The following is a 22376-nucleotide window of genomic DNA, read 5'->3' on the forward strand; positions in this document are numbered from 1 at the left end:
GATGAACCCTGCGGCTGATGGCTACAAGTCCTTGCGGTTGTCGTCGAGCTGCCGGTCGATGACCATGTTGAAGGGGTCGACGGCGACGGCGGCGGGCTTTTTAGCCACCACAAAGCGGAGCTGGTTGTCGCCGGCGTGCAGGTGGCGCTTCACGAGCAGCAGGGGCGGCTGGGGCTTGTCGTTGGGGCCGGGGGCGGCCAGCACGGCCACGGGCAGCACGTCGCGGCGCTGGTCGGCGGGGCGCTGGTTGCCCAGGCTGTCGGCGTAGAACTTGGCCGACTTCACCGTGAAATCGACCTGATAGCGGCCGTTGGGCAGCTTCTTGCTGCTGGCGGCCGTCACGCGGTTGTCGAATAAAGTGATGCGCTCGAACTGGTCGGTAATGTAGGGCTGGAGCGAGTCGGGCGCGGCGCGGCGCAGGTTGGCGATGAACTCCGTGGAGTTGGTGTAGGGCGGCTGCTGGTAGGCCACGGCGGCCACGTACTGCTTCAGGGCGGCATTCAGCGGCACCTCGCCCATGGCATCCTGCAGGCCATACATCACCACCGAGCCCTTGGCGTAGTGGATGTACTGCTGGTTTTCGACCAGCGCCAGCGGCACTTCTTTCTTCTGCTCGAAGGCGCGGCCGGTGAGGTAGCGGTTCATGTCCACCTTCAGGAAGCGCTGCATGGCGGTGGGGCCGTTGTGGTGTAGCAGTACCATCAGGGCCGAATACTCGGCCATGGCTTCCACCATCAGGGTGCTGCCCTGCACGTTGCCGCCAATAACCTGGTGGGCCCACCACTGGTGCCCGGTTTCGTGGGCCGTCACGTAGTAGGGCATGTTGAGGTCTTCGGGGTCTTCGTCCTTCACATGCGCAATGAAGCCGATGGCCTCGGAGAAAGGCACTGTGTTGGCAAAGCTCTGGGCGAAGCTCTGGTAGCGCGGGAATTCCAGAATGCGCAGCTGCCGGTGCTGGTAGGGCGAGAAGTTGCGGGAGCAGTAGGCCAGCGCGTCGCGGGCGCCCTCGGCCATGCGCTTGAGGTTGTACTCGTGGCCCGGCTGGTAGTAGATGGTGATGGGAATGGTGCGGTGGCCGGCCGTGTCAACCCACTGGCTCTTATACTCCTTGTAGCGGGCCGAGAGGAAGGTGTAGAAGTTGAGCATGGGCCGGTCCATCACGTAGGTGAAGTAGCGGCGGCCGTCTTTCACCCATTCCTTTTGCAGGTAGCCGGGCGCAATGGCGGTCTGGTCGGCCTCGGTGCTGACGGTGGTGCGGAAGCGAATCCAGTCGGCATCCTGGCTGATGTAGGTGTTCTGGCGGGCCTTCAGGTCGTTCACGTTGGCCATGCGGGGCTTGGGTTTCAGGCCGTAATTTTTGCGGTCCTGGTCGCCGCTCAGCTCGGCTTCTTCGCGGTAGCCGAGGCCGGGCAGGTAGCTGCTGCTGATGAAGGTGCCGTTGTACACAATGTCCGTATTCGAGCCCGTGCTCGGGAAGCCAAGCTCCCGGTACACGATGTCCAGGCCGAGCAGGAGCGAGTCGCCGGGCGCCAGCGGCCGGGCCAGGCGGTAGAGGCGCATGCCGTAGGTGGTGTCGTTCAGGGCCAGGGTGGCCTGGCCGGGCTGGCCCAGCGTGAGGGCGCGCACGCGCGGGTTTTGCTCGGCGGGAATGTTAACGATGACGGTATCGAGGGCGCGGGCGTGCTTGTTCACCAGCGTGAACCGGCCCGTGAAATGCACGCCGCGGGTGCTCGGAAAAATCTCCGTGTTCATGTCGACGGCCGTGATGCGGGGCTGGGCAACGTCCTTCAGGCGGCGGTACAGCTTTTCGTAGGCTACCTGCCGCTTCTCGCCTTCCTTGGGCGTCAGGTATTTATTCAACACATTGGTGTTGTAGAAGATATACCAGCCCGCGCCCAGGCTCACGAGCAGGCCCAGCGCCAGGGCGGCGCTGCTGGCGGGGCTCCAGCGGCGGCGCGCTTCGGCTAGGCGGCCGCTGGTATCGGTGCCGCGCACCCAGAGCAGGTTGGCCAGCAGCACCAGCAGCAGGGCCACGCCAAACCACAGCAGCTTGCTCCACCAGAAGGCCGGCAGGAAGTGCCCGTAGCCGTTCATGTCCGAATACTGGCCCGGCGTGGGGCCGCCGCCGTAGCCCAGCAGCCGGTGCCCCAACCCAATCTGGCTCCGGAAAATGTTGGCCAGGTAGTACACCACCATCACCGCGAAGCCCAGGTACTTGTTGTTCACCACCACCTGCGTCACCATCCCCAGCACGCAGAGCAGCAGCAGAAACGGCAGCTCGTACAGGAACAGCGCCTGCAGGTAGAGGCCGATTTCGTAGTGGAAATACCCGCGGAAGGTCTGAATCAGCAGCCCGCACACCATTACCACGGCCAGCAGCACCACCTGCACCAGGCCCAGCGCGGCCAGCTTGCTCAGGAACGGCACCCAACTGGGCACCGGCACGGCGTCGGTAATCTGGGCCACGCCGGCTTCGCGCTCGCGCCACACCAGCTCACCGCTGTAGAAGATGATGATGGCCAGGAAGAACAGGAAAAACGAGCCGGTTATGGCCTCAATCACCTCATAGGTAACCGGATAGGTCTGGGTATCGAACGTCTTGCCGACCTGCGCCGACGTGGCCAGCAGCAGGATAACGCCTGCCCCCGCAATGGCCGCGAAGTAGCGGCTGCGCACGATGCCCCGAAACTCCAGCTTCGTCAGGCTCCACCACTGGCGCAGGCTCATGCCGCCGGAGAAAACCTGCGTCACGCGCGGCAGGCGCAGGCCGGCGGGGCCGGAAGCAGTCAGGCCCGCCTCGGGGCCGGCTTCGGCGGCCAGGGCGGCGGGGGTGGCGCGGCGGGCTTTCTTGTCGGGCTTGTCGGAGGCGAAGGCGGAGAACCGGAAGCGGGCATAGCACACGCCCAGCAGGCCCAGGCCCACGGCCAGCCACACGGCGCGGTTCAGCACCACGTAGCTGGACAGCGGCAGCAGCAAACGGTTTTTCTCGGCCGAAGTCCAGTAGCGGGTCGTGAATTCGATGGCCGACAGTCCGAAGGCATCGAGCGCGGCTATCAGGTGCTCGTTTTTGAGGTCGCTGAGGTAGGAAGTGGCAATGAGGTACACCACCAGCAGCCCCACCGAGCCGATGTAGGTGCTCAGAATATTGCGCGTGAGCGTGGCCGCCGTGAAGAAAACCGCCCCCGAAAACAGCAGATTGGGCAGCACGAGCACCACGTAGGGCCACACGTAGGTGCCCAGCGGCGCACTGGCCAGAAACCGGTCGGCCTGCACCCAGGGCATCACGCCGGCCACCGCCGCCCCGATGCCAATGCCGCTGAAAACCAGCACGGCAATGAGATACGAGCCGAAAAAGCGCCCGCCCAGGTAGCCGAATTTGCTGATGGGCGTGGTGTAGAACAGCGAGTGCGTGCGGTACTCGAAGTCGCGGTACACGGGGTTGCCCATGAGCGAGGAGGCGATGATGATGCCGAACACGCTGAGCACTGCCGTGATGATGTTGAGCGAGAACGGGGCGTTGATTTTCACCGTCTGGCCGTCGCCGCCGAGGGAAATTTTAACCCCCGTGCCGAAGCCGCCGCCGGCCGCCGTCACCAGCAGGAAAGCCATCAGGAACAGCAGGAGGAAATAAATCCAGGTAGCGGGCCGGCGCAGGCGGTATTTGAGTTCGAAAAAAAGTATAGGGAGGAACATGAGGCTTATTAGTAAGATGTTAGTAGTAAGTAGCAGGACTACTCACATCAGTCGCGCAGACTATTGCGAAGACCATACAGCATTTTTTGCAGCTCACTCATTTGTATCAGCAAAGGGCCCGTTTGGACATCGGTGCAGTAGCCGAAACGGCTTGATAGAAGCAACTGTGTCTCGAGTTCGTAAGCCGACCCAATGGCGATGCTCAGGAAGCGTCGAAAATCCGCATTGAAACCGCGCCCCGAGCCTTCGGCAATGTTAGACGGGATGGAGACTGCCGCCCTTCGCATCTGCGAAATCAGCCCGTAACGCTCTGTATCGGGCAGTTGCTGGCAAAGCACATGCACAGCTTGCGCCATGCTCATCGCTCTTTCCCACACAGTCAATTGCTTGAAATTGTGCATGATTTGTTAGTAGTAAGATGTTAGTAGTAAGCAGCAAGACTTCAAGAGTGCGCTGCAGACAAGGATGCACCCAGGCAGTAAACCCGTCTTATTACTTGCTACTTAGCTCTTGATACTAGCAAAATACACGTCCTCCAAATCCGGATTCACCGCTTCAAACCCGCTGTCCGGCGCGGCATCGGCCAGGACGTGCACCACGGTTTTGCCCGCGAACAGGCGCGAGCTGATGACCTGCTGGCTGGCCTGCAGCGCGGGCAGCTCCTGCTTCTCAATCAGCTTCTTCCAGATTTTCCCGCTCAGATTATTCATCACCGACACCGGGTCGCCGGTGAGCAGCACTTCGCCCTTGTTGATGATGGCCATGTAGCGGCACAGGTCGGCCACGTCGCTCACGATGTGCGTGCTGAGAATAACCACCAGGTTTTCGCCAATCTCGGAGAGCAGGTTGTGGAAGCGGTTGCGCTCGGCGGGGTCGAGGCCGGCGGTGGGCTCGTCCACGATGATGAGGCGAGGGTTGCCGAGCAGGGCCTGGGCAATGCCGAAGCGCTGCTTCATGCCGCCGGAGTAGCCGCCGACGTGCTTTTTGCGCACGTCGTAGAGGTTGGTCTGGTGCAGCAGGGCGGCCACCATCTCCTTGCGCTCGCGGCCGTTGGCAATGCCCTTGAGGGTGGCGAAGTGGTGGAGCAGGTCCTCGGCGCTCACGCTGGGGTACACGCCGAATTCCTGCGGCAGGTAGCCCAGCACGCGGCGCACGGCCTCTTTGTCACGCAGCACGTCGATGTCATCGAGCATGATGGCGCCGGTGTCGGCATCCTGCAGGGTGGCAATGGTGCGCATCAGGCTCGACTTGCCCGCCCCGTTGGGCCCCAGCAGGCCAAACATGCCGTTCGGAATATCAAGCGTGACGTTTTTGAGGGCCTGCGTCCCGTTGGGGTACGTCTTGGAAAGGTTGGTGATGGTGAGGGCCATGCGTTTTTGCAGAAGGTGAATGGGTTGAGCCGGAAGGTACTGTGCAGCAAAGGAATCGTCCAAAGGCAGCGCGGCATTACAGGCAGCCTGGCTGAGAGATGCGCGGTATGGCAGCGGGGTTGCCTGAGGCTGCAGGCGATATTGCGCTGGTCCAACGGCGCAGCCGGCCGACCGATTTCTGCTGAACGGTTTCGTTCGTTGCATTTCGTGCTGGCAGCAACCGGTCGGATGGCTGCGCCATCGGACCGGAGCGCATAAGCAAAAAGGTCCGGCGGAACTGCCGGACCTTTTTGCTTATGCGCTGAAACGCCGTGCCCCTACTGCCCGCCCTGCTTGCCGCCGCCGCCCTTCACGTCGTCGTTCGAGATGGATTTGCGCTGCTTGGTTTGCTGCTCGGTGCCAAAGCGGTAGGCGAAGCTGATGCGGAAGCTGCGCTGGTAGGCGCGGTAGGTGCTGTTTTCGTCGAACGAAGGCGTGCTGGTGGTGCTGCGGTAGGCCCAGGAGTTGTTGAACGGCGAGCCGAAATTCACCACCAGGTCGGCCTTTTCCTTGAAGAAGGTTTTTTTAGCTCCCATCTGGTAGTAGAGGTTGGCCGGGCCGGTGCCCTGCAAGTCGGGCTGGCGCAATGAGCCGAACATAAATCCCTGAAGCGTAAAGCCCTTGGGCAGCTTGTATGAAGTATTGAAGTTCATGCTGGCCGTGAAGCCGCGCCGCTCGATGCCCAGCGTGGGGCTGCGGCGCACGATGTACTGCACATCGGGCCCGCCGCTGAGGTCCCAGCCTTTGGCCGGCTTGGCCGAGCCGTAGAAATTGAGCTGATAATAAGCATTAGAGGCCACGTTGGCATAGGTTTGCTGCGTCACGCCGGTTTCAGAAGTGGGCAGGCGAATGGACTCAATGGCGTTGTTGGTGCGGCGCGCCGAGGCAGCGATGTTGAGCGAGCCGGCCTTGCCATTGGTATTGAAGCTCAGTTCGTAAGAGTCAGTTAGCTCAGGGGCGAGGTCGGGGTTGCCGTAGGAAATGTTCTGCGGGTCGCTCCGGTTCACGAAGGGGTTGAGGTAGTCGATGTAGGGCCGGGTGATGCGGCGGCTGTAGGCGGCGCGCACGCTGTTGTTGTCGCTGAAGGAATACTGGGCGTTGCCGTTGGGCAGAAACGTGTAGTAGTCGCGGCTGAAGCCGGTACCCTGCTGCCGGAAATCGGCGGTGAGGGCGGTGCGCTCCATGCGGCCACCACCGCTGAGCCGGATTTTCTTGCTGGCCGTGAGCGAGTACGTGGCGTAGGCGGCCTGCACGTTCTGGTCGTAGCTGAAATTGGTGGCGCGGCGGGCAGCGCGCATGAAATCAGCGTCGCGCAACGGGTTCAACGTGTCCACGTCGGCCACCGAGCCGGTGCGCCGGAAAATGGCTTTGAGGCCGGTTTCGAGGGTTTGCTTCTCGCCGAAAGGCTGCGTAAAATCGGTCTGGAGCGTGTATTCGTGGCCCGGCGTGCGGCCCCGGCTGCGCTCGCGGTAGCTGGCCTGGCCGTGCTCCAGGGTGTTATAGGAGTTCGCAAACTGGTCATAATCATAGCCAAACGTGCCGCTATTGTTAGCGTACTGGCCAATGATGCTCCACTCGCGGCGGGCCTGGGCAAAGGTCCTGGTGTAGGTACCCGTCAGTTCGCCGTTCACGCCGCTAAAAATGCTCTTCGTGTCGCGGCTGAACAGCGAATTATTCGCTACCACGGGCCCCACAAACGTGCTGAACAAGTTGCTGGTATCGTCGCCATTGTAGCCGTTGATGGAGCCGGCCAGCGACAGGCTCTGCTTGTCGGTCAGGTCGTAGTCCATGCCCAGCGTGCCGTAGTACCAGCGGCCGTTGCTGCGGCCGTAGCTGTTCTGGTTCAGCTCGGTAAGGTTCACTTTGTCAAACCGCACCCGCTCAAACTCGTTCCGGTTAAACCACGTCCCCGTATTGGCCGAGGAAGTGAAATTGAGCTTGCGCTTCTTGAAGTTGAGCGACGCGCCCACGCTGGTGTTGCGGTTGCCGCCCGAGGCGCTCACGCGGCCGTTCAGGCCCTGCTCCGAGCCTTTTTTCAGGGTGATGTTGATGATGCCGGCGGTGCCTTCGCCATCGTACTTGGCCGGCGGCGTGGTGATGACTTCCACGCTCTTAATCTGGTCGGCGGGGATGCTTTTCAGGGCTTCGGCCAGGTTGCTGGCCATGGTGGGCGAGGGCTTGTTGTTCACCAGCACCTTGAAGTTGCTGGAGCCGCGCATCGTCACCTTGCCTTCGCCGTCCACGGCCAGCAGCGGGGCTTTGCGCAGCACGTCGGCGGCACTGCCCCCGGCGTTGGTCACGTCCTGGTCGGCGTTGTACACGAGGCGGTCGGGGCGCACCTCCACCACCGGCTTGCTGCCGATGATGACGGCCTCGGCCAGCGCCGTGCCCGCCACCGGCAAGTGAAACGCCGGCAGCGCCGTGGCGCCGGCCGTCACGGTCACGTTGCGCGTCTGGGTGCCGTAGCCCACGTAGCTCACGCGCAGCCGGAAGCTGCCGGCCGTCAGCTTATTGAGCGCGAATCTGCCGGCATCGTCGGCCGCCACGCCCGTGATGGGCGACTCGCCGGTGGCTGGCAGCAGCACCACGGTGGCGTAGGGCACGGGCTCCTTCTTCAGCGAATCGAGCACGGTGCCGGTGAGCGAGCCGGTGCCCGCAGCGGCGGGGGCGGGAGCCTGGGCGGCGGCGGGCAGCGCGGCCAGCCACAGCAGCAACGGGCACAGCAAGCAGCCCAGCGCACGGCGGGTAAAATGACGTTTCATAAGCGAAAAAGGAAAGGAAGCTTTGGCGGTATAGATGTTGGCAGCAGGCCCGACGTTGCTTGCGGGCCAGGTTATTTTATTGAGACGCTCCCCGACTACCTCGCCCACAGGCCAAACGTTACCGCCGGCCAAAATATTGGCAGCGCGCCCCCGGCCCTGGCACAAAGCCGGGCCCCAACCCAGCGGAGGGGCAGCAGGGGAAGTAGTAGCTACCGAAGAATTTTTCATGGCCGGCGCAGGCATTGGTGAAGACTGACACAAAAGTCCTCCCCGCCTCCACGGCCGGCGCTCCAAGCCATAATCTGGCCCGTCCCAACTTATGATTTGGGCCGCATTACCTCGCTGGGGGCCTGGCCCAGCAGCTTCTTAAACACGCGGTTAAACGTTGATTTTGAATTGAATCCGCTTTCCATCGCCACGCCCACCAGCGAGTAGTGTGCAAAGCGGGCATCGGCCAGCTTGCGGCGGGCTTCCTGCACGCGGTAGGTGTTCACGAAGTCGTTGAAGTTCTGCCCGCAGCCCGCGTTGATGACTTTGGAGAGCAGCGCCGGGTTGGTGCGCAGGCGGTGGGCCAGCTCGGTGAGGGTGAGCTCGGGCTCCAGCCAGGGCTGCTCGTCGGCCATCAGGCGCAGCAGCTTGTCGCGCCAGGGGTGCAGCTCGGGGGCCAGCTCGGGCGCCGTTTCGGACGGCTGCGGCGGTTCAGCAGTCGCTGCCGTTTCGGCCGCGGGCTCCTGCTTCGGGGGCAGCACGGGCGCAGGCGCGGCGGCGGGCGGCGGGGCTTTCGCGGCAGCGCCAGGCACCGCGGCCCCGAAGCGCAGCGAGCTGGTGGCGGCGGCATAGTTGGCCTGAATGCCCACCACAATCAGCCCGTAGATGAGCACCCCGCGCAGGGCGAAGAAATACCAGGCCGCGTCGTAGCTGAAGTCGTAAATCTGGTTGAGCGTCGTGAACACCAGGCTCAGCACCAGCACCAGGGCCTGCAAAGCCAGCAGCTGCCGCAGCCCCGCGAAGCGCAGCCGCTCGGGGTCCGAAAAGTTGTCGTTGAGGTAGCGGGCGTAGCGGCGGTAGTCGGCCAGGATGCGCAGGCCGTAGCCCAGCAGCAGCGCCGAGCTGAGCAGGGCCTCAACCAATGCCAGCTCATCCAGCGCCGTGGCGGCGCGGCCTTTGGTGCCGAAGAAGTCGGGCAGCGGCCGGCCCCGCAGGCCGTGCCACCACAGCAGGTCGTAGGCGGCCACGGCGGCAAATGCGCCCCATTCCACCAAGCCCGGCAGCAGGTGCTTCAGGGCCGGCCGCCAGCGAAAATCCTGGTTGGTGAGGCTGCGGAAATACAGGTAGTACGCTCCGCCCAGCACCATATTGGCCCGCCACGGCACGTAGAACATGACGGTGGAATGGCCGTCGTGGCTGTCGAACCAGCCGGCGTAGCCCAGCATCCACTGGCTCACGCTGAGGGTGGGCACCAGCACCAGCAGCGCCAGCAGGGCATCGGCGGCGCTGCCGCGGCGCCACGCCCGGCCCAGCAGCCAGAGCACGGCCACCGCCCCCGGCACCACAAAGGGCAGCAGCAGCGAGCTATGAGGACCGAAGGCGAACAGCATGGCAGCGAAAATACGGCAGCCCCTGCCCCCGACAGCCGCAACCTGCCAGCCGCAAGCCGCGAAATCTCTTTTGCGCGGGCGCGGTTATTCCTTAGCTTGCCCCAACGCACGCCGGCTTCCCTGGCCGCCGCAGTATCTTAGGGCACGTTAATTCTTCGTTTCTGCCATGCAGCACCTTCACCGCACCCCGCTCGACCAGCTTTTCGTCATCGACATCGAAACCGTGCCCTGCGTGGACTGCCACGACAGCCTCGACGACATGCTGCGCCAGCTCTGGGAGCACAAGAGCGAAAGCCTGCGCCGCCAGCAGGGCTACACCGGCCGCGCCCAGACGGCGGAGCCCATGCCCGACCATCTCTCGGCCGCCAGCCTGTTTGAGCAGGCCGGCATCTACGCCGAGTTTGGCAAGGTGGTGTGCGTGTCGGTGGGCTATTTCGTCTTTGATAAAGAGGAGGAATTGTGGCGCTTCCGGGTGAAAAGCTTTGCCGACCACGACGAGAAGCAGCTGCTGCGCGACTTCTCGGCCCTGCTCGGGCACAAGCCCAAATTCACCCTCTGCGCCCACAACGGCAAGGAGTTCGACTTTCCCTACCTCGGCCGCCGCATCCTGATAAATGGCCTGCAGCTGCCCGCCCAGCTCGATTTGGCCGGCAAGAAGCCCTGGGAGGTGCCTCACCTCGACACCATGGAGCTGTGGAAGTTCGGCGACTACAAGTCCTACACCTCGCTCAGCCTGCTGGCCGCCATCTTCGGCATTCCCACGCCCAAAGACGACATTACCGGGGCCGATGTGGCGCGCGTGTACTGGGAAGAAAACGACCTGCCGCGCATTGCCCACTACTGCCAGAAGGACATCATCACCACGGCCCGCATCATTCAGAAATTCCGGGGCGAGGAGCCCTTTCACGACGAGCACGTGGTGTACGCCGATGCCGCGCCGGTGCCCATGCGGCGGGCGGTGTAGTCCGGCGGCGGCTTCATTTTCGCTGCTTCGCTGCTTTTTCAGGCATCGGCTGCTGCGCATCGGCATGGTACTGCCGATGCTACTGCCCGCACGGCCCATGCCACGCCGGCCGTTTCCGGCGAACAGGGCAGTAAACCGGCGGGCCGGGCAGCCGGAACAACCTTATATTTGGAGGGGTGGCGCGCCGCCGCTTTTTCCTTTCCAATCCCTTATATGCGTTTCCCTGCTTATCTCGGGGCGAGTGCCTTCGTGGCGCTGGCTGCCTGCTCCTGCCCGCCCGCCGGGCCGCCCCCTCCCACCTTCATGGTGGCGTTCAGCGCCGATACCCTCAGCAGCACCGGCGTTGGCTTCCGGCAGGCCGAAGTCCGGTCGGCCTACATTGTGCGCTACGGCTCAACCGACTTCCAGCCGCTAATCGATACGCTGCGGCAGAAAAACGCACCTTCGGCCCCGGCTACCCAGCCGATTTTTGTCGTTCTCCACGGCAAAAACTATCCCACCCAGTTTTCCCTGCCCGAATACGTGCGGCAAAACGTGTCGGCGCGCAGCTACCGGCTGGTGGTGCCGGCCGCCGGCCGCACCTACGACATCACCAACGTGGTGCTGGAGCAGGCGAACGGCAGCGGCCGTTGTGCCTCGCCCTACGTCTCGCGCCGGGAAGCCACCATCAACGGCCAGCTGCGCGACGGGCTGAAAACCCCACCTGAGCTGACCAAATAGCGCACAGCCAGCAGCGGCGTGGGGTGGCCCGAAGGGCGTCCGTCCGTGCGCCTGCTTAGCTTTGAGCCGGCCGACATGCCCCAAGGGGTGGTCAGCCGGCTCTTTTTTGGTTTATTTTTTCCTGTATGCGTCCTGTTCTCACCCTGGCGGCCCTGGCGGCGGCCGCGTCCTTTTCCCTCCAGACCCACGCCCAGACGGCCGCTGCCGGTAATGCCTTCGTGCGCGACAGCCTGGCCAGCTACGTGCAGCGCGGCCTCCGGCTCTGGAACATTCCCGGCCTGGCCGTGGTGGTGGTGAAGGACGGAAAAGTGGTGACCTCGCAGGGCTTTGGCGTGCGGGCCGTGGGCAAGCCCGAGCCGGTGGACGGCAACACGCTGTTTCTCATTGCGTCCAACTCCAAGCTCTTCACCGGCACGGCCATCTCGCAGCTGGTGGAGGAGAAAAAGCTGAAGCTCGACGACCCGGCGCGGCAGTACCTGCCCGACTTCCGGCTCTACGACTCCACCAGCACGCGCCTGCTCACGGTGCGCGACCTGCTGAGCCACCACTTCGGCACCAAGACGTTTCAGGGCGACTTCACCTTCTGGAACTCCAACCTGAGCCGGGCCGAGATTCTGCAAAAAGTGCGCTACCTGAAGCCTACCGGCCCGTTCCGGCAGCAGTACGGCTACAGCAACTACGGCTTTCTGGCGGCGGGGGAAGTCATTCCGGCGGCCACCGGCGGCACCTCCTGGCAGGACTTCGTGCAGCAGCGCCTGCTCACGCCGCTGGGCATGACCAATACCTACCCCAACACCACCGGGGCCAGCCAGCGGCCCAACATTGCGCAGCCCTACACCACGGCTTTCGGCCCGCTCACGGCTGTGCCGTTCGATGTGGTGGATAACTTCGGCCCCGCCGCCAGCCTGGTTTCCTGCACCAACGACCTCGCCCACTGGCTGCGCTTCCAGCTCGATAGCGGCAAGTACGAGGGCCAGCGCGTGCTGCCCTGGGCCACGCTGCGCCGCACCCGCGAGGGCAACACGCTGGTAGGCAGCAGCAAGTCGCCGGTTTTTCCCATGCACTTCCGCACCTACGGCCTGGGCGTGCTCTCGGCCGACTACAACGCCCGCCAGATTTACTGGCACACCGGCGGGGCCAACGGCTTCGTGACCAATGTGTGCTTTGTGCCCGAGGAAAACCTGGGCATCGCCGTGCTCACCAACCAGGACAACCAGAGCTTTTTCGAAGCCCTGCGCTACCAGCTGCTCGATGCCTACCTCGGCGTGCCCTACGTGGACCGCAGCCGCCAGCTCTACAGCTTTGCCAAGCCCGGCAATGCCGAAACCGCCAAAACCGTAGCCGAGCTGGCCGCCCGCGTGGCCAGGAAAAACAAGCCCGCCCGCAGCCTCAAAGCCTACGCCGGCACCTACACGCACCCCGTCTACGGCACCATCACGGTAGAGCCGAAGGGCAAGCAGCTGCTCGTGCGCTTCTCGCACCACCCCGCCCTCACCACCACGCTGGACTACATGGACGGCGACATCTTCCGCAGCACCTTTTCCAACGCCGCTTACGGCATTTTCCCGGCCCCTTTCACCGTGGAGAACGGGCAGGTGAAGACGCTGGAAATCCGGGTGAATGACGGGTTGGAAATGGACCCGTATGTGTTCAGCAAGCAGTAAGGGAGCTGCATCGTTTAATAAAAAAGAGGCGCCTGCATCAGCAGGCGCCTCTTTTTTATTAAACGATGCAGAGACGCATAGTTGCGTCTCTGCATCATCGGCTACCTAATTTTTCAGCGTGGCCAAGTCAATCACGAAGCGGTATTTCACGTCGCCTTTCAGCATCCGCTCGTACGACTCGTTGATGTCCTTGATGTCGATGACTTCGATGTCGGACATGATGTTGTGCTCGGCGCAGAAGTCCAGCATTTCCTGGGTTTCGGCGATGCCGCCGATGAGCGAGCCGGCGATGCGGCGGCGGTTGGCAATCAGGTTGAAGGCGTGGATGTGCGGGGCCTCGGTGGGCACGCCCAGCAGAATCATGGTGCCGTCGCGGCGTAGCAGGTTCACGTAGGTGGCCAGGTCGAGCTGGGCCGATACGGTGTTGATAATGAAATCGAAGTAGTTGCGCACCGATTTCAGCTGGGCCTCGTCCTTGGTCACCACAAACTTGTGGGCGCCCAGCTCTTTGGCGTCGGCTTCTTTGTTGGGCGAGGTGCTGAGCACGGTCACTTCGGCGCCCATGGCCACGGCCAGCTTCACGGCCATGTGGCCCAGGCCGCCGAGGCCCATCACGCCCACGCGGTGGCCGGGGCCCACTTTCCACTGCCGCAGGGGCGAGTAGGTGGTGATGCCGGCGCAGAGCAGCGGGGCCACGCGGGCCAAATCCAGCTTCTCCGAAACCTTGAGGGTGTACTTCTCATCCACCACAATCTGCGAGGAATAGCCGCCGTAGGTGGGCGCGCCGCTGCCGATTTCGCGGCTGTTGTAGGTGCCCACCATGCCGGTGGTTTCGCAGTACTGCTCCAGGCCCTCCTGGCAGCTGGGGCAGGTGCGGCACGAGTCGACCATGCAGCCGACGCCGGCCAGGTCGCCTACTTTGAAGTTCTTGACGTGGGCCCCCACCTGCGTGATGCGGCCCACAATCTCGTGGCCCGGCACCATGGGGAAGATGGAGCCGCCCCACTCGTCGCGGATTTGGTGCAGGTCGGAGTGGCACACGCCACAGAACTGAATGTCAATGAGTACGTCGTGCGGGCCAACTTCGCGGCGCTCGAAATTGAAGGGTTCGAGCGGGATATTGACGGCGGGGGCGGCGTAGGCTTTCGTTGGAAGCATTTAGGAGGTTATTGTGGGTTGAGTAAAAATCAGAACGTCATGCGGAGCGCAGTCGAAGCATCTCGCGTGGCGCCGTAACTCAATCGGTGAAGAAGAGCACTGCCATAGCACGCGAGATGCTTCGACTGCGCGCAGCATGACGTTCTACCTGGGTTTGTGATGATGTCCTAACCGACCGCGCCGGTCAAAGTTTTCGGCAGCGGCTTTCCGGCCCGCTGCGCGGCCACCAGCGCCTGCATGCGCCGCAACGACTCGCGGGCGAACTTGCGCTGCAGCCGGCGGCCAAACAGCTTGAACCCCACCCAATAAAACGGGTTGCGGATGCGCCCTGGCTGCGACACGGCGTGGATGCGGAACTGCACCGCGCCGGAGGTCAGGTTTTTGTGAATGGTGAAGTCAATCTGGCCCTTTTCGAAGTGGCCTTCGAGGGTGCGGTAGCCGTAGCCCCACACCCGCTCGGGGCCGGTGGGCGTGGCGCGGGCCTGCTCGTCGGTCACCTCGCTCACCCGCACGCCGAAGTAGAAGGTGAAAAACAAAAACTGCGCCCGCAGCACCATAATGCGGTTTTCGAGCGGGCCGTCGGGGTTGAAGATGCCGGTGATGAGGTCGGGCGGCGGGAAGGCGTAGCGGCGCAGCACGTCCTGGGCGGCGGCAAAGGAGCCGGCTGCTTCGGGCGGGCCGGGGGCCTCGGCGGGCAGGTCGGCTTCGTAGTCGTCGAGGCGCCAGCCGGTTTCGCCGGTGTATTCGTTCTGGCGCGAGAAGTCGTAGTTGACTTTGGCGTGGGCGTAGGCATCGAGGCGGGCGCGGTTTTGCTCCCAGAGTGGCGGCTTGCCGTCCGAATAATTACTCATGGCGGGTGTGCTGGGTGTGGCCGGCCTCGTCGTGCCGGTAGGTTTCGACGGTGACGTCGCCGAGGGCCTGGCCGCCGCTGGCCGCGGCCACGCGCCGGCAAAACTCCGTCCAGGTGGCTTCCTGCATCAGCTTGCCGCCGCCCAGGGTGTCGTACACGAAGGCCACCAGCCCATCGCGCGAGCGGGCCCAGGACCGGATTTCGAAGCGAATGGTATCGGGCTGGTCGTTGAGGTAATGGGTTTCGAAGCGGATGCGGCCGGCTTCGGGGTGGCCTTCGAGCGTCACGAACTCAAAAAAAGTGCTGCCCACCGCCGTCACGCGCACGCAGCCGTTCCAGGGCCCCAGAATTTTGATGTGAAATTCGTCGCCTGCCTGCAATGGGCCCTCCCGGTTGTCTTTGCGCTCAAAATCGGCCAGTGCCTCGGGCGAAAAACGCGGCAGGTCGGTCTGCACCTCGTGCATCAGCTGAGCCGGCGTGCGGCGGGGCCGGGCCACGTCGATGAAATACCGGCGCTCCAGCAGCGGGCCGGAACCGGTGGCGGCCGGCTGTTCGGCGTGAGAATCGGGGGAGGAATCAGACATGGCGGGCGAAGAATCGTATTGCCCGTTGTACGCCCGCTGCCGCCGGAAGATGCTACGGTTGGGCTTTATCAGCGCCAGAAAAAGCCATTTCAGAAAATTTATAATTCATAATTCAAAACTCATAATTTCCTCAAATGGCCTACTACCGCCCGCCCGGCCCGCCGCCCGACCCCGCCCTCGTGCGCAGCCTCACCCAGCAGCAGCAGGAAATGCACCAGCGGGTGCGCCACGAGCCGCTGCCGCAGGAGCCGCGCCTCATTGCCGGCTGCGACTCGTCGTTTCCCACGCCCGACACCATCCTGTCGGTGTTTGTGGTGCTGAAATTTCCCTCGCTGGAGCTGGTGGAAAAAGTGTATAACTACGGCCCCGTGGACATGCCGTACGTGCCCGGCTTCCTCTCCTTCCGCGAAGCGCCGAATGTGATTCACGCCTTCGCCAAGGTTCAAAACAAGCCCGATGTCATCATGGTGGATGGCCACGGCATTGCGCACCCGCGCCGCATGGGCATTGCCGCGCACCTAGGCGTGCTGCTCGATATGCCCACTTTCGGCGTGGCGAAAAACAAGCTGACGGGCGTTTTCCAGGAGCCTGGCCTGGAGCGCGGCAGCATCACTCCCCTCACCGATGCCAGAACCGGCGAGCTGATTGGCGAGGTCATCCGCAGCAAAGACAAGGTGCTGCCGCTGTTCGTGAGCCCCGGCCACCGCTGCGACCAGGCCACCGCCACGCGCCTCACACTGGCCTGCCTGAAAGGCTACAAGCTGCCGGAACCCACGCGGCTGGCCGACCACTGGGCCGAGCAATTCAAAAAAGAATTGTAAGCCAGCTATTTAAGCACAGGCCTGCCAGCCTACCTGTTAATAGAAAGCAGGGTTCTGCTTAAGAACGGCTATTTTTATATTTCATAAAAAACAGCAAAAAATTATATTAATATCTCTACAAAAGCACCTATGTTTATAATAATAATAATTTTTCTTCTATTATACTTACTACACGTTGCTTTCCATGAGGAAATCATCTACCTGTACCGCCCTGCTTTTTGCGGTTGCGCTGAGCAGCCGTGCCCAGCAGCTTTATTCCAATGGCGCCATCGCAACGGGAAGCGCCAGCCAGAGCGGGACTGCGGCCCCTGCCGGCACGCAGTGGAGTGAAGTACAGAACGATGCAGGCAACCCGGCCGTTTCGAACGCCTATGCCGGATTTGGGTCTAATGGCTTAGTAGTCAGCGAAGCGGCCGACGACTTTGTGATACCCGTCGGTCAAACCTGGACGATAACCACCTTCCGTTTTATGGGCTATCAGCCCGGTGCGGCCGGTGCTTTTTCGCCGTTCAGCACGCTGACTCTTCGTGTGTGGCGCGGGCAGCCGGGGGCCTACCGCAGCAGAATTTTTTTTGGCGACTCTACCACCAACCGCCTGACGGGTGCTGCCGATGCCTTCACCTATCGCATTCCCAACAGCCTCAATCCCATGGGCAGCGCCGTGCCTGCCAGCACCGCCCGCAAAATATGGGAAGTAGAAGCCGCCGTTGCGCCGGGGCTGGTGCTGCCCGCCGGCACTTACTGGGTGAGCTGGTCGGCCACGGCCACGGGCACGCAGGCGTATTACTTCGTGCCGGTGACCACGGTTGGGGCCCGCACCCAGGCCGGGGCCAACGCGCAGCTTCACAGCAGAGGGCCTTTTGGCACCTACCCCTGGAGCCCCATTCTCGACCCGGGCACCGGCCTCAATTCCACACCAGTCAACATAGAAATGGCCTTCCGGATTTTCGGCAGCAACGTGCTGCTGGCCACGCAGGCAGCCCAGACGGGCGCCGCGGGCCTCCTCCTGCAAGCCAGCCCGGTGCCGGCCGCCGATGTCGTGCAAATCACGCTCGCCCACCTGCAAGGCCGCGCTCAGCTGCTGCTCTCGGATTTCAGCGGCCGGCTGGTGTGGACGGGGCCGGTACCGGCCGGAGCCACCACGGCCACCGTGCCCCTGGCCGCCATTGCCAGCGGCAGCTACCTGCTGGAAGCGCGCACGGCCACTGGCAGCGCCCACGTCCGCATTGTGAAGCAATGAGCCCTGGCAAGGGCATTTTTCACGGCGCAACGGGATTGCCGATGGCCGTTTGCAGCGCCGTCAGCGACTCTCCCGCCGCCGCCGGCAGCCCCAGTAGCCGCGCCACGGCGGAAAATACCGCCTGCGGTCCGGCAGCCGCCGCCAGCACGCCCGCATCCAGGGGCCGCTGCTGCGATTTGGAGAGCTTCCGGCCGGCCTCATCCGTCAGCAGCAGGTGGTGGTGAAACCGAATCCGTGAGGCGTTGAAGGCCGCTGTTTCCGACAGCTGGCTGGCCAGCCAGAGCTGCGCGGCCGTGCTGGGCTGCAGGTCCTGCCCGCGCACAACGAGGGTGGTGCCGAGGCGCAGGTCATCGACAATGGAAGCCACCTGATAGGCCGCCACGCCATCCTTCTTGCGAATGATGAAATCGGGCATCACCTCCGAGAAGGGTATTTGAATTTCGCCCGCGTTTGGCCCGACAGCATAAACCGGCGGGGGGACGCGTAGCCGCCAGGCGGCTCCCGGCACATCAAGCGGGACCAAATCCGTCAGCCCGCCCGTGCGGCTCCGGCGGGTGCCATAAACCAGGCCCGGCTGCTGGGCCAGGCGGCGCAGCACGCGGTTGTAGGCAGGCAGGTGCAGCAGCTGCGAATGGTGGCGCAGAAAGTCGTCGGGGCCGGTGGGGCCGTGGTCATAATCAATGCCCAGCCAGTCGATAACGCGAAAGATATTGTCGAGGTAAGCCGGGCGCAGGCGGGCGCGGTCCAGGTCGTCGATGCGCAGGTGCAGCGTGCCGCCGGCCTGCCGCGTCAGCAGCCAGGTGAGCACAAAGTTCACGGCATTGCCAAGGTGCAGAAAGCCGCTGGGCGTGGGCGCGAGGCGCGAAACGACGGGCGGCGGCTCAGGAAGCTTCGGGGTCATGGGTTGCCATGGGTTCTACAGGTTCCACCCGGCCTGCTGCAGCACCACGCGGTAGCCGTCGGGGTCTTCGAATGTACGGCCCTGCTGGTCCCAGTAGAGATTATAAGATGGCACGGGCGCAAAGCCAGCCGCTTCCATGCGCTGCACGGCGGCCTGCCACTCGGCCGCGTCGGGCAGGTAAAACACCAGCAGGTTGTCGGCTGTGGGGGCGCGGCCCACGGCATGGCCGGGCTGGTGCGTAAACTCCAGGTGGTACGGGGCCTGCGGGTGGCCCAGCATCAGGCCATCGAAGCCGTTGTGGGCGGTGAAGGAAGCCAGCTTTTGCAGGCCCAGGCCATCGCAGTAGAAGCGCAGCAGCGCGGGCAGGTTGTCGGTGGGGCGGGCCACGCGCAGAATGGGAAAGGCCATGATAAGCAGACGACTACGCGGAAGAATATTCGGTTTTCAGGCCAGCGGCCGGGTTTAGCGCAGCAGCAATTCCATCTGCACGTCGGCGCGGGCGTAGGGCGAGGGGTTGGGCTGCGCCAGGTCCTGAAAGCCCAGCTTGCGGTAGAGGCGGAGGGCGGGCGTCAGCTGCGAGTTGCTTTCCAGGTACAGGCGCTGGCCGCCCAGCTCGCGCACGCGCCGCACGGCCGCCTCGCCCAGCAGCAAGCCGATGCGCCGGCCCTGGGCGGCGGGCGAAACGGCCATTTTGGCCAGCTCGTAGCCGCCGTCGGCCATTTTAATGAGGGCGCAGGTGCCCACCACCTGCCCGTCCACTTCGGCCAGCAGAATGTGGCCGCCCGGCGCCAGAATGTATTCTTCGGGATGGTCAAGCGCCTTGAGGTCGGCTGGCTCCAGGATGAAGTAGCGGGAAATCCACTCTTCGTTGAGCTGGCGAAAAATGGGCTGGTCGCCGGGCCGGAAATCGCGCAAAACAGGGATGGGCATAGCGGCAGGGGCAAAAATGGTTGTGGAACGACTGGGGCAAATGTAAAGACGCCTTTCCCGCAGGCCGCGTTTAAACCGGCACCGGAACCGGAGGTCTAGCTGGCAGTCTTGTTCCAGCATGACGGGCTGCTATTCCGGAACAAGCCATTCGCTTACGCTTAGCAAGACCTTTACTGCAATGAAAAACCGGTTACTCTTATTCGGGTTCTTATCCGCTCTGCTTTTCGCCCCGAGCCCCGCCCGCGCCCAGCCTACGGCGCTGTATTTCCCGCCCCTCACGGGCAGCACCTGGGCCAGCACCACGCCCGCCAGCTTGGGCTGGTGCCAGTCGCAGCTCGATTCGCTGCTGGCTTTTGCCGGGCGCAAGGGCAGCAAGTCACTGCTCATCCTAAAAGATGGCCGCATGGTGGTGGAGCAGTATTACGGCACCTACACCGCCGATTCGGCCTGGTACTGGGCCTCGGCGGGCAAGTCGCTCACGGCCACGCTCGTGGGCCTGGCGCAGCAGGACGGCATCCTGAGCCTCAACGACAGCACCTCCAAATACCTCGGCCGCTGGACCAGCGCCACCCGCCCGCAACAGCGCCAGCTGCTCATCCGCCACCAGCTCACCATGACCACCGGGCTCGACGACTCGCCGCCCGCGCCCTGCGACAACGAAAGCACCACACCCGGCTGCCTGCTCTACCTCGCGCCGCCCGCCACGCGCTGGGCCTACCACACCGGCGCCTACCGCACCCTGCAGAACGTGCTGGTGCAGGCCAGTGGCGTTTCGAACATGACGACCTACACCAGCCAGCGCCTGGGGGCCCGCATCGGCATGACGGGGCTGTGGGCCAACGACGTGTTCTACAGCAAGGCCCGCAGCATGGCCCGCTTCGGGTTGTTCATCCTGGCGCGGGGCGCCTGGAACGGCACCCAGATACTGACCGACACGGCCTATTTCCGGCGCATGACCACGCCCAGCCAAACGCTGAACCGCAGCTACGGCTACCTCTGGTGGCTCAACGGCCAGAGCAGCTACAAGCTACCCGGCGCGCAGGTCACGCTGCCCGGCCCGCTCATCCCCGCCGCCCCGGCCGACCTGATTGCGGCCCTTGGCAAAAACGACCAGAAGATTTACGTAGTGCCCAGCCTGGGCCTCGTGGTGGTGCGGCAGGGCCAGTCGGCCGGGGCCAGCCGCCTCGCCGCTTCGTCTTTCGATAATGAGCTGTGGACGAAAATCATGGCCGTATTCTGCCGCCCCACGGCTACGGCCACCGCCGCCGAAGCCGCCGGTTTCCTGGCCTTCCCCAACCCCGCCACCGAAACGCTCACCCTGCGCCAACCCGCTCACACGGCCGCCAGCGTGTGCCTGCTCGATGCGCTGGGCCGCGAAATCCTGCGTCAGCCCACGGCCGGCAGCGAGGCTTCAGTTTCCGTTGCCGCGCTGGCTCCGGGGCTCTACACGGCGCAGTGGCTGGACGCCGACGGGCGCGTGCTGATGCGCCGTAAAGTGGCGCATTAGCAGAAGTTGCACGAAAACGGTGGTGCCTTCCTAGTCCGTGCGTAAGTTTGCGCACAATTTGCGGCCGGGTTCCCCCGTGCCGCAACGCGCCCAATCCGCCTGCTGATGCTGACTGCTGTACTGCTTTTACTCCCTTTGGCCGCCGCGCTGCTGCTGCTATTCGTTAAGGGAGCCGCCGCCCGCGCCCTCGCTTTCGGGGCCTCGCTCCTTGAATTCGCCCTTGCGGCCTACGCCGCGTTCGACTTCCAGGCCCACGGCTCGGCCGCCTACAACCTCAACTACAGCTGGATTCCGTCGGCCGGCATCAGCTTCCACCTCGGGCTCGATGGCCTGAGCCTGCTGCTGGTGCTGCTCACCACCTTCCTGGTGCCGCTGATATTGTTGAGCGCCTTCAAGCGCGATTTCGACAATCCGTCCACGTTCTACGCGCTGGTGCTCTTCATGCAAACCGGCCTGCTGGGCGTGTTCACCTCGCTCGATGCCTTCCTGTTCTACTTCTTCTGGGAGGTGGCGCTGATTCCGATTTATTTCCTGGCCGGGGCCTGGGGCGGCGAGCGCCGCGTGGCCGTCACGCTCAAGTTTTTCCTCTACACCGTAGTGGGCTCGCTGCTGATGCTGGCCGGCTTCGTGTACCTGTATCTGCAAACCGGCCCCGCCGCCGGCTCGCTGGCCCAGCATTCGTCGGAGCTTTCGGCCTTCTACGCCCTGAAGCTGAGCGCCTCGGAGCAGTCGTGGCTGTTCTGGCTGATTTTCGCGGCCTTCGCCGTGAAGATGCCCATCTTCCCCTTCCACACCTGGCAGCCCGATACCTACACCGAAGCCCCCGCCCCGGCCACCATGCTGCTTTCGGGCATCATGCTGAAAATGGGCATCTACGGCACCATGCGCTGGCTGCTGCCGGTGGTGCCGCTGGGCGTGAGCCAGTGGCAGAAGCCGGTTATCATCCTCTCCGTCATCGGCATTATCTACGGCGCCATCATCGCCATTCGCCAGCGCGACGTGAAGCGGCTGATTGCCTACTCGTCGCTGAGCCACGTGGGGTTGATGGCGGCAGGCGTGTTTTCGCTCACCCAGATTGGTCTGCAGGGCGCGGTGATTCAGATGCTGGCCCACGGCGTGAACGTGGTCGGCATGTTCTTCGTGGCCGATGCCATTGAGCGCCGCACCGGCACCCGCTACATTCCGGACCTGGGCGGCCTCACGCGCCGCACGCCGCTGCTGTCGGTGTGCTTCCTGGTGATGCTGCTGAGCACGGTGGCCCTGCCCCTCACGGGCGGCTTCGTGGGCGAGTTCCTGCTGCTGGCCGGCGTGTACCAGTACAACGCCTGGGTGGGCGCCATTGCCGGCCTCACCATCATTTTCTCGGCGGTGTACCTGCTGCGCATGTTCCAGCGCGTCATGCTCGGCCCCGACTCGTCGTTCTCCGAAACCATCACCGACCTCACCGGCGGCGAGCTGCTGGTGCTGGTGCCGCTCATTGCGCTGGTGTTCTGGATTGGCCTGTTCCCGAATTCGTTCCTGCACATTTCGGAGCCGGCCGTGGCCAATATCCTGACGCTCGTCGGGCGGTAATCT

The 22376-nt window shown here is 63.7% G+C and carries 18 protein-coding genes; 7 read left to right on the forward strand and 11 right to left on the reverse strand.

What is annotated here, in order from left to right:
* Positions 1–21: 21 nt before the first annotated feature.
* From ACYVHT_RS09405 to ACYVHT_RS09425, 5 genes are all read right to left on the reverse strand, one after another.
* Complete coding sequence (locus ACYVHT_RS09405; RefSeq protein WP_460550368.1) at positions 22–3693, reverse strand: ABC transporter permease/M1 family aminopeptidase; 3672 nt, start codon at positions 3691–3693, stop codon at positions 22–24.
* Between the two features lie 47 nt (positions 3694–3740).
* Positions 3741–4094, reverse strand: a complete 354-nt coding sequence (locus ACYVHT_RS09410) for a four helix bundle protein (protein WP_460550370.1) — start codon at positions 4092–4094, stop codon at positions 3741–3743.
* Positions 4095–4196: 102 nt separating this feature from the next.
* Positions 4197–5063 (reverse strand): ABC transporter ATP-binding protein, encoded by an 867-nt coding sequence (locus ACYVHT_RS09415; protein ID WP_460550371.1) that lies wholly within the window; start codon positions 5061–5063, stop codon positions 4197–4199.
* Positions 5064–5380: 317 nt separating this feature from the next.
* Entirely contained in the window at positions 5381–7864 is a 2484-nt protein-coding gene (locus ACYVHT_RS09420; protein ID WP_460550373.1) for a TonB-dependent receptor domain-containing protein, read from the reverse strand.
* Between the two features lie 317 nt (positions 7865–8181).
* A complete protein-coding gene (locus tag ACYVHT_RS09425) occupies positions 8182–9462 on the reverse strand; it encodes a helix-turn-helix domain-containing protein (protein ID WP_460550375.1) in 1281 nt (426 codons plus the stop codon).
* A 166-nt stretch (positions 9463–9628) separates the two neighbouring features.
* Here ACYVHT_RS09425 and ACYVHT_RS09430 point away from each other — a divergent pair, with 166 nt between their 5' ends.
* The 3 genes from ACYVHT_RS09430 to ACYVHT_RS09440 all read left to right on the forward strand — a co-directional run bounded on the left by ACYVHT_RS09430 (position 9629) and on the right by ACYVHT_RS09440 (position 12810).
* The gene (locus tag ACYVHT_RS09430; RefSeq protein WP_460550377.1) at positions 9629–10426 is read left to right on the forward strand and encodes a 3'-5' exonuclease; all 798 of its coding nucleotides are present in this window, start codon (positions 9629–9631) and stop codon (positions 10424–10426) included.
* A gap of 213 nt (positions 10427–10639) precedes the next feature.
* The gene (locus tag ACYVHT_RS09435; RefSeq protein WP_460550379.1) at positions 10640–11146 is read left to right on the forward strand and encodes a hypothetical protein; all 507 of its coding nucleotides are present in this window, start codon (positions 10640–10642) and stop codon (positions 11144–11146) included.
* A gap of 125 nt (positions 11147–11271) precedes the next feature.
* Entirely contained in the window at positions 11272–12810 is a 1539-nt protein-coding gene (locus tag ACYVHT_RS09440; RefSeq protein WP_460550381.1) for a serine hydrolase, read from the forward strand.
* Between the two features lie 105 nt (positions 12811–12915).
* On the opposite strand, the gene ACYVHT_RS09445 is transcribed toward ACYVHT_RS09440, so the two are convergent.
* The 3 genes from ACYVHT_RS09445 to ACYVHT_RS09455 form a co-directional block, all read right to left on the reverse strand.
* Positions 12916–13968, reverse strand: coding sequence for an NAD(P)-dependent alcohol dehydrogenase (locus tag ACYVHT_RS09445; RefSeq protein ID WP_460550383.1), 1053 nt, complete (start codon positions 13966–13968; stop codon positions 12916–12918).
* Between the two features lie 167 nt (positions 13969–14135).
* On the reverse strand, positions 14136–14819 hold the full coding sequence (locus tag ACYVHT_RS09450; protein ID WP_460550385.1) for a DUF1990 domain-containing protein: 684 nt from the start codon (positions 14817–14819) through the stop codon (positions 14136–14138).
* Positions 14812–15402, reverse strand: coding sequence for a DUF1990 domain-containing protein (locus ACYVHT_RS09455; protein WP_460550387.1), 591 nt, complete (start codon positions 15400–15402; stop codon positions 14812–14814). The genes ACYVHT_RS09450 and ACYVHT_RS09455 overlap by 8 nt, the downstream gene beginning before the upstream one ends.
* Positions 15403–15536: 134 nt before the next feature.
* On the opposite strand from ACYVHT_RS09455, the gene nfi reads away from it, so the two are divergent.
* Positions 15537–16223, forward strand: coding sequence for an endonuclease V (gene nfi / locus ACYVHT_RS09460; RefSeq protein WP_460550388.1), 687 nt, complete (start codon positions 15537–15539; stop codon positions 16221–16223).
* Positions 16224–16407: 184 nt separating this feature from the next.
* Entirely contained in the window at positions 16408–17463 is a 1056-nt protein-coding gene (locus tag ACYVHT_RS09465; RefSeq protein WP_460550390.1) for a T9SS type A sorting domain-containing protein, read from the forward strand.
* 19 nt (positions 17464–17482) lie between these two features.
* Here the strand turns inward: ACYVHT_RS09465 and ACYVHT_RS09470 are convergent, their stop codons facing one another.
* Genes ACYVHT_RS09470 through ACYVHT_RS09480 form a run of 3 tightly spaced genes read right to left on the reverse strand, consistent with a single transcriptional unit; the run spans position 17483 to position 19294 of the window.
* The gene (locus tag ACYVHT_RS09470; protein WP_460550392.1) at positions 17483–18364 is read right to left on the reverse strand and encodes a nucleotidyl transferase family protein; all 882 of its coding nucleotides are present in this window, start codon (positions 18362–18364) and stop codon (positions 17483–17485) included.
* Between the two features lie 15 nt (positions 18365–18379).
* The gene (locus ACYVHT_RS09475) at positions 18380–18772 is read right to left on the reverse strand and encodes a VOC family protein (protein WP_460550394.1); all 393 of its coding nucleotides are present in this window, start codon (positions 18770–18772) and stop codon (positions 18380–18382) included.
* Positions 18773–18826: 54 nt separating this feature from the next.
* Positions 18827–19294: a GNAT family N-acetyltransferase gene (locus ACYVHT_RS09480; protein ID WP_460550396.1), complete on the reverse strand. Its 468-nt coding sequence runs from the start codon at positions 19292–19294 to the stop codon at positions 18827–18829.
* 178 nt (positions 19295–19472) lie between these two features.
* Here ACYVHT_RS09480 and ACYVHT_RS09485 point away from each other — a divergent pair, with 178 nt between their 5' ends.
* A complete protein-coding gene (locus ACYVHT_RS09485) occupies positions 19473–20801 on the forward strand; it encodes a serine hydrolase (protein WP_460550398.1) in 1329 nt (442 codons plus the stop codon).
* A 105-nt stretch (positions 20802–20906) separates the two neighbouring features.
* Entirely contained in the window at positions 20907–22373 is a 1467-nt protein-coding gene (locus ACYVHT_RS09490) for a complex I subunit 4 family protein (protein ID WP_460550400.1), read from the forward strand.
* The last annotated feature ends 3 nt before the right edge of the window (positions 22374–22376 follow it).

The sequence above is a fragment of the Hymenobacter daeguensis genome, assembly GCF_054780555.1.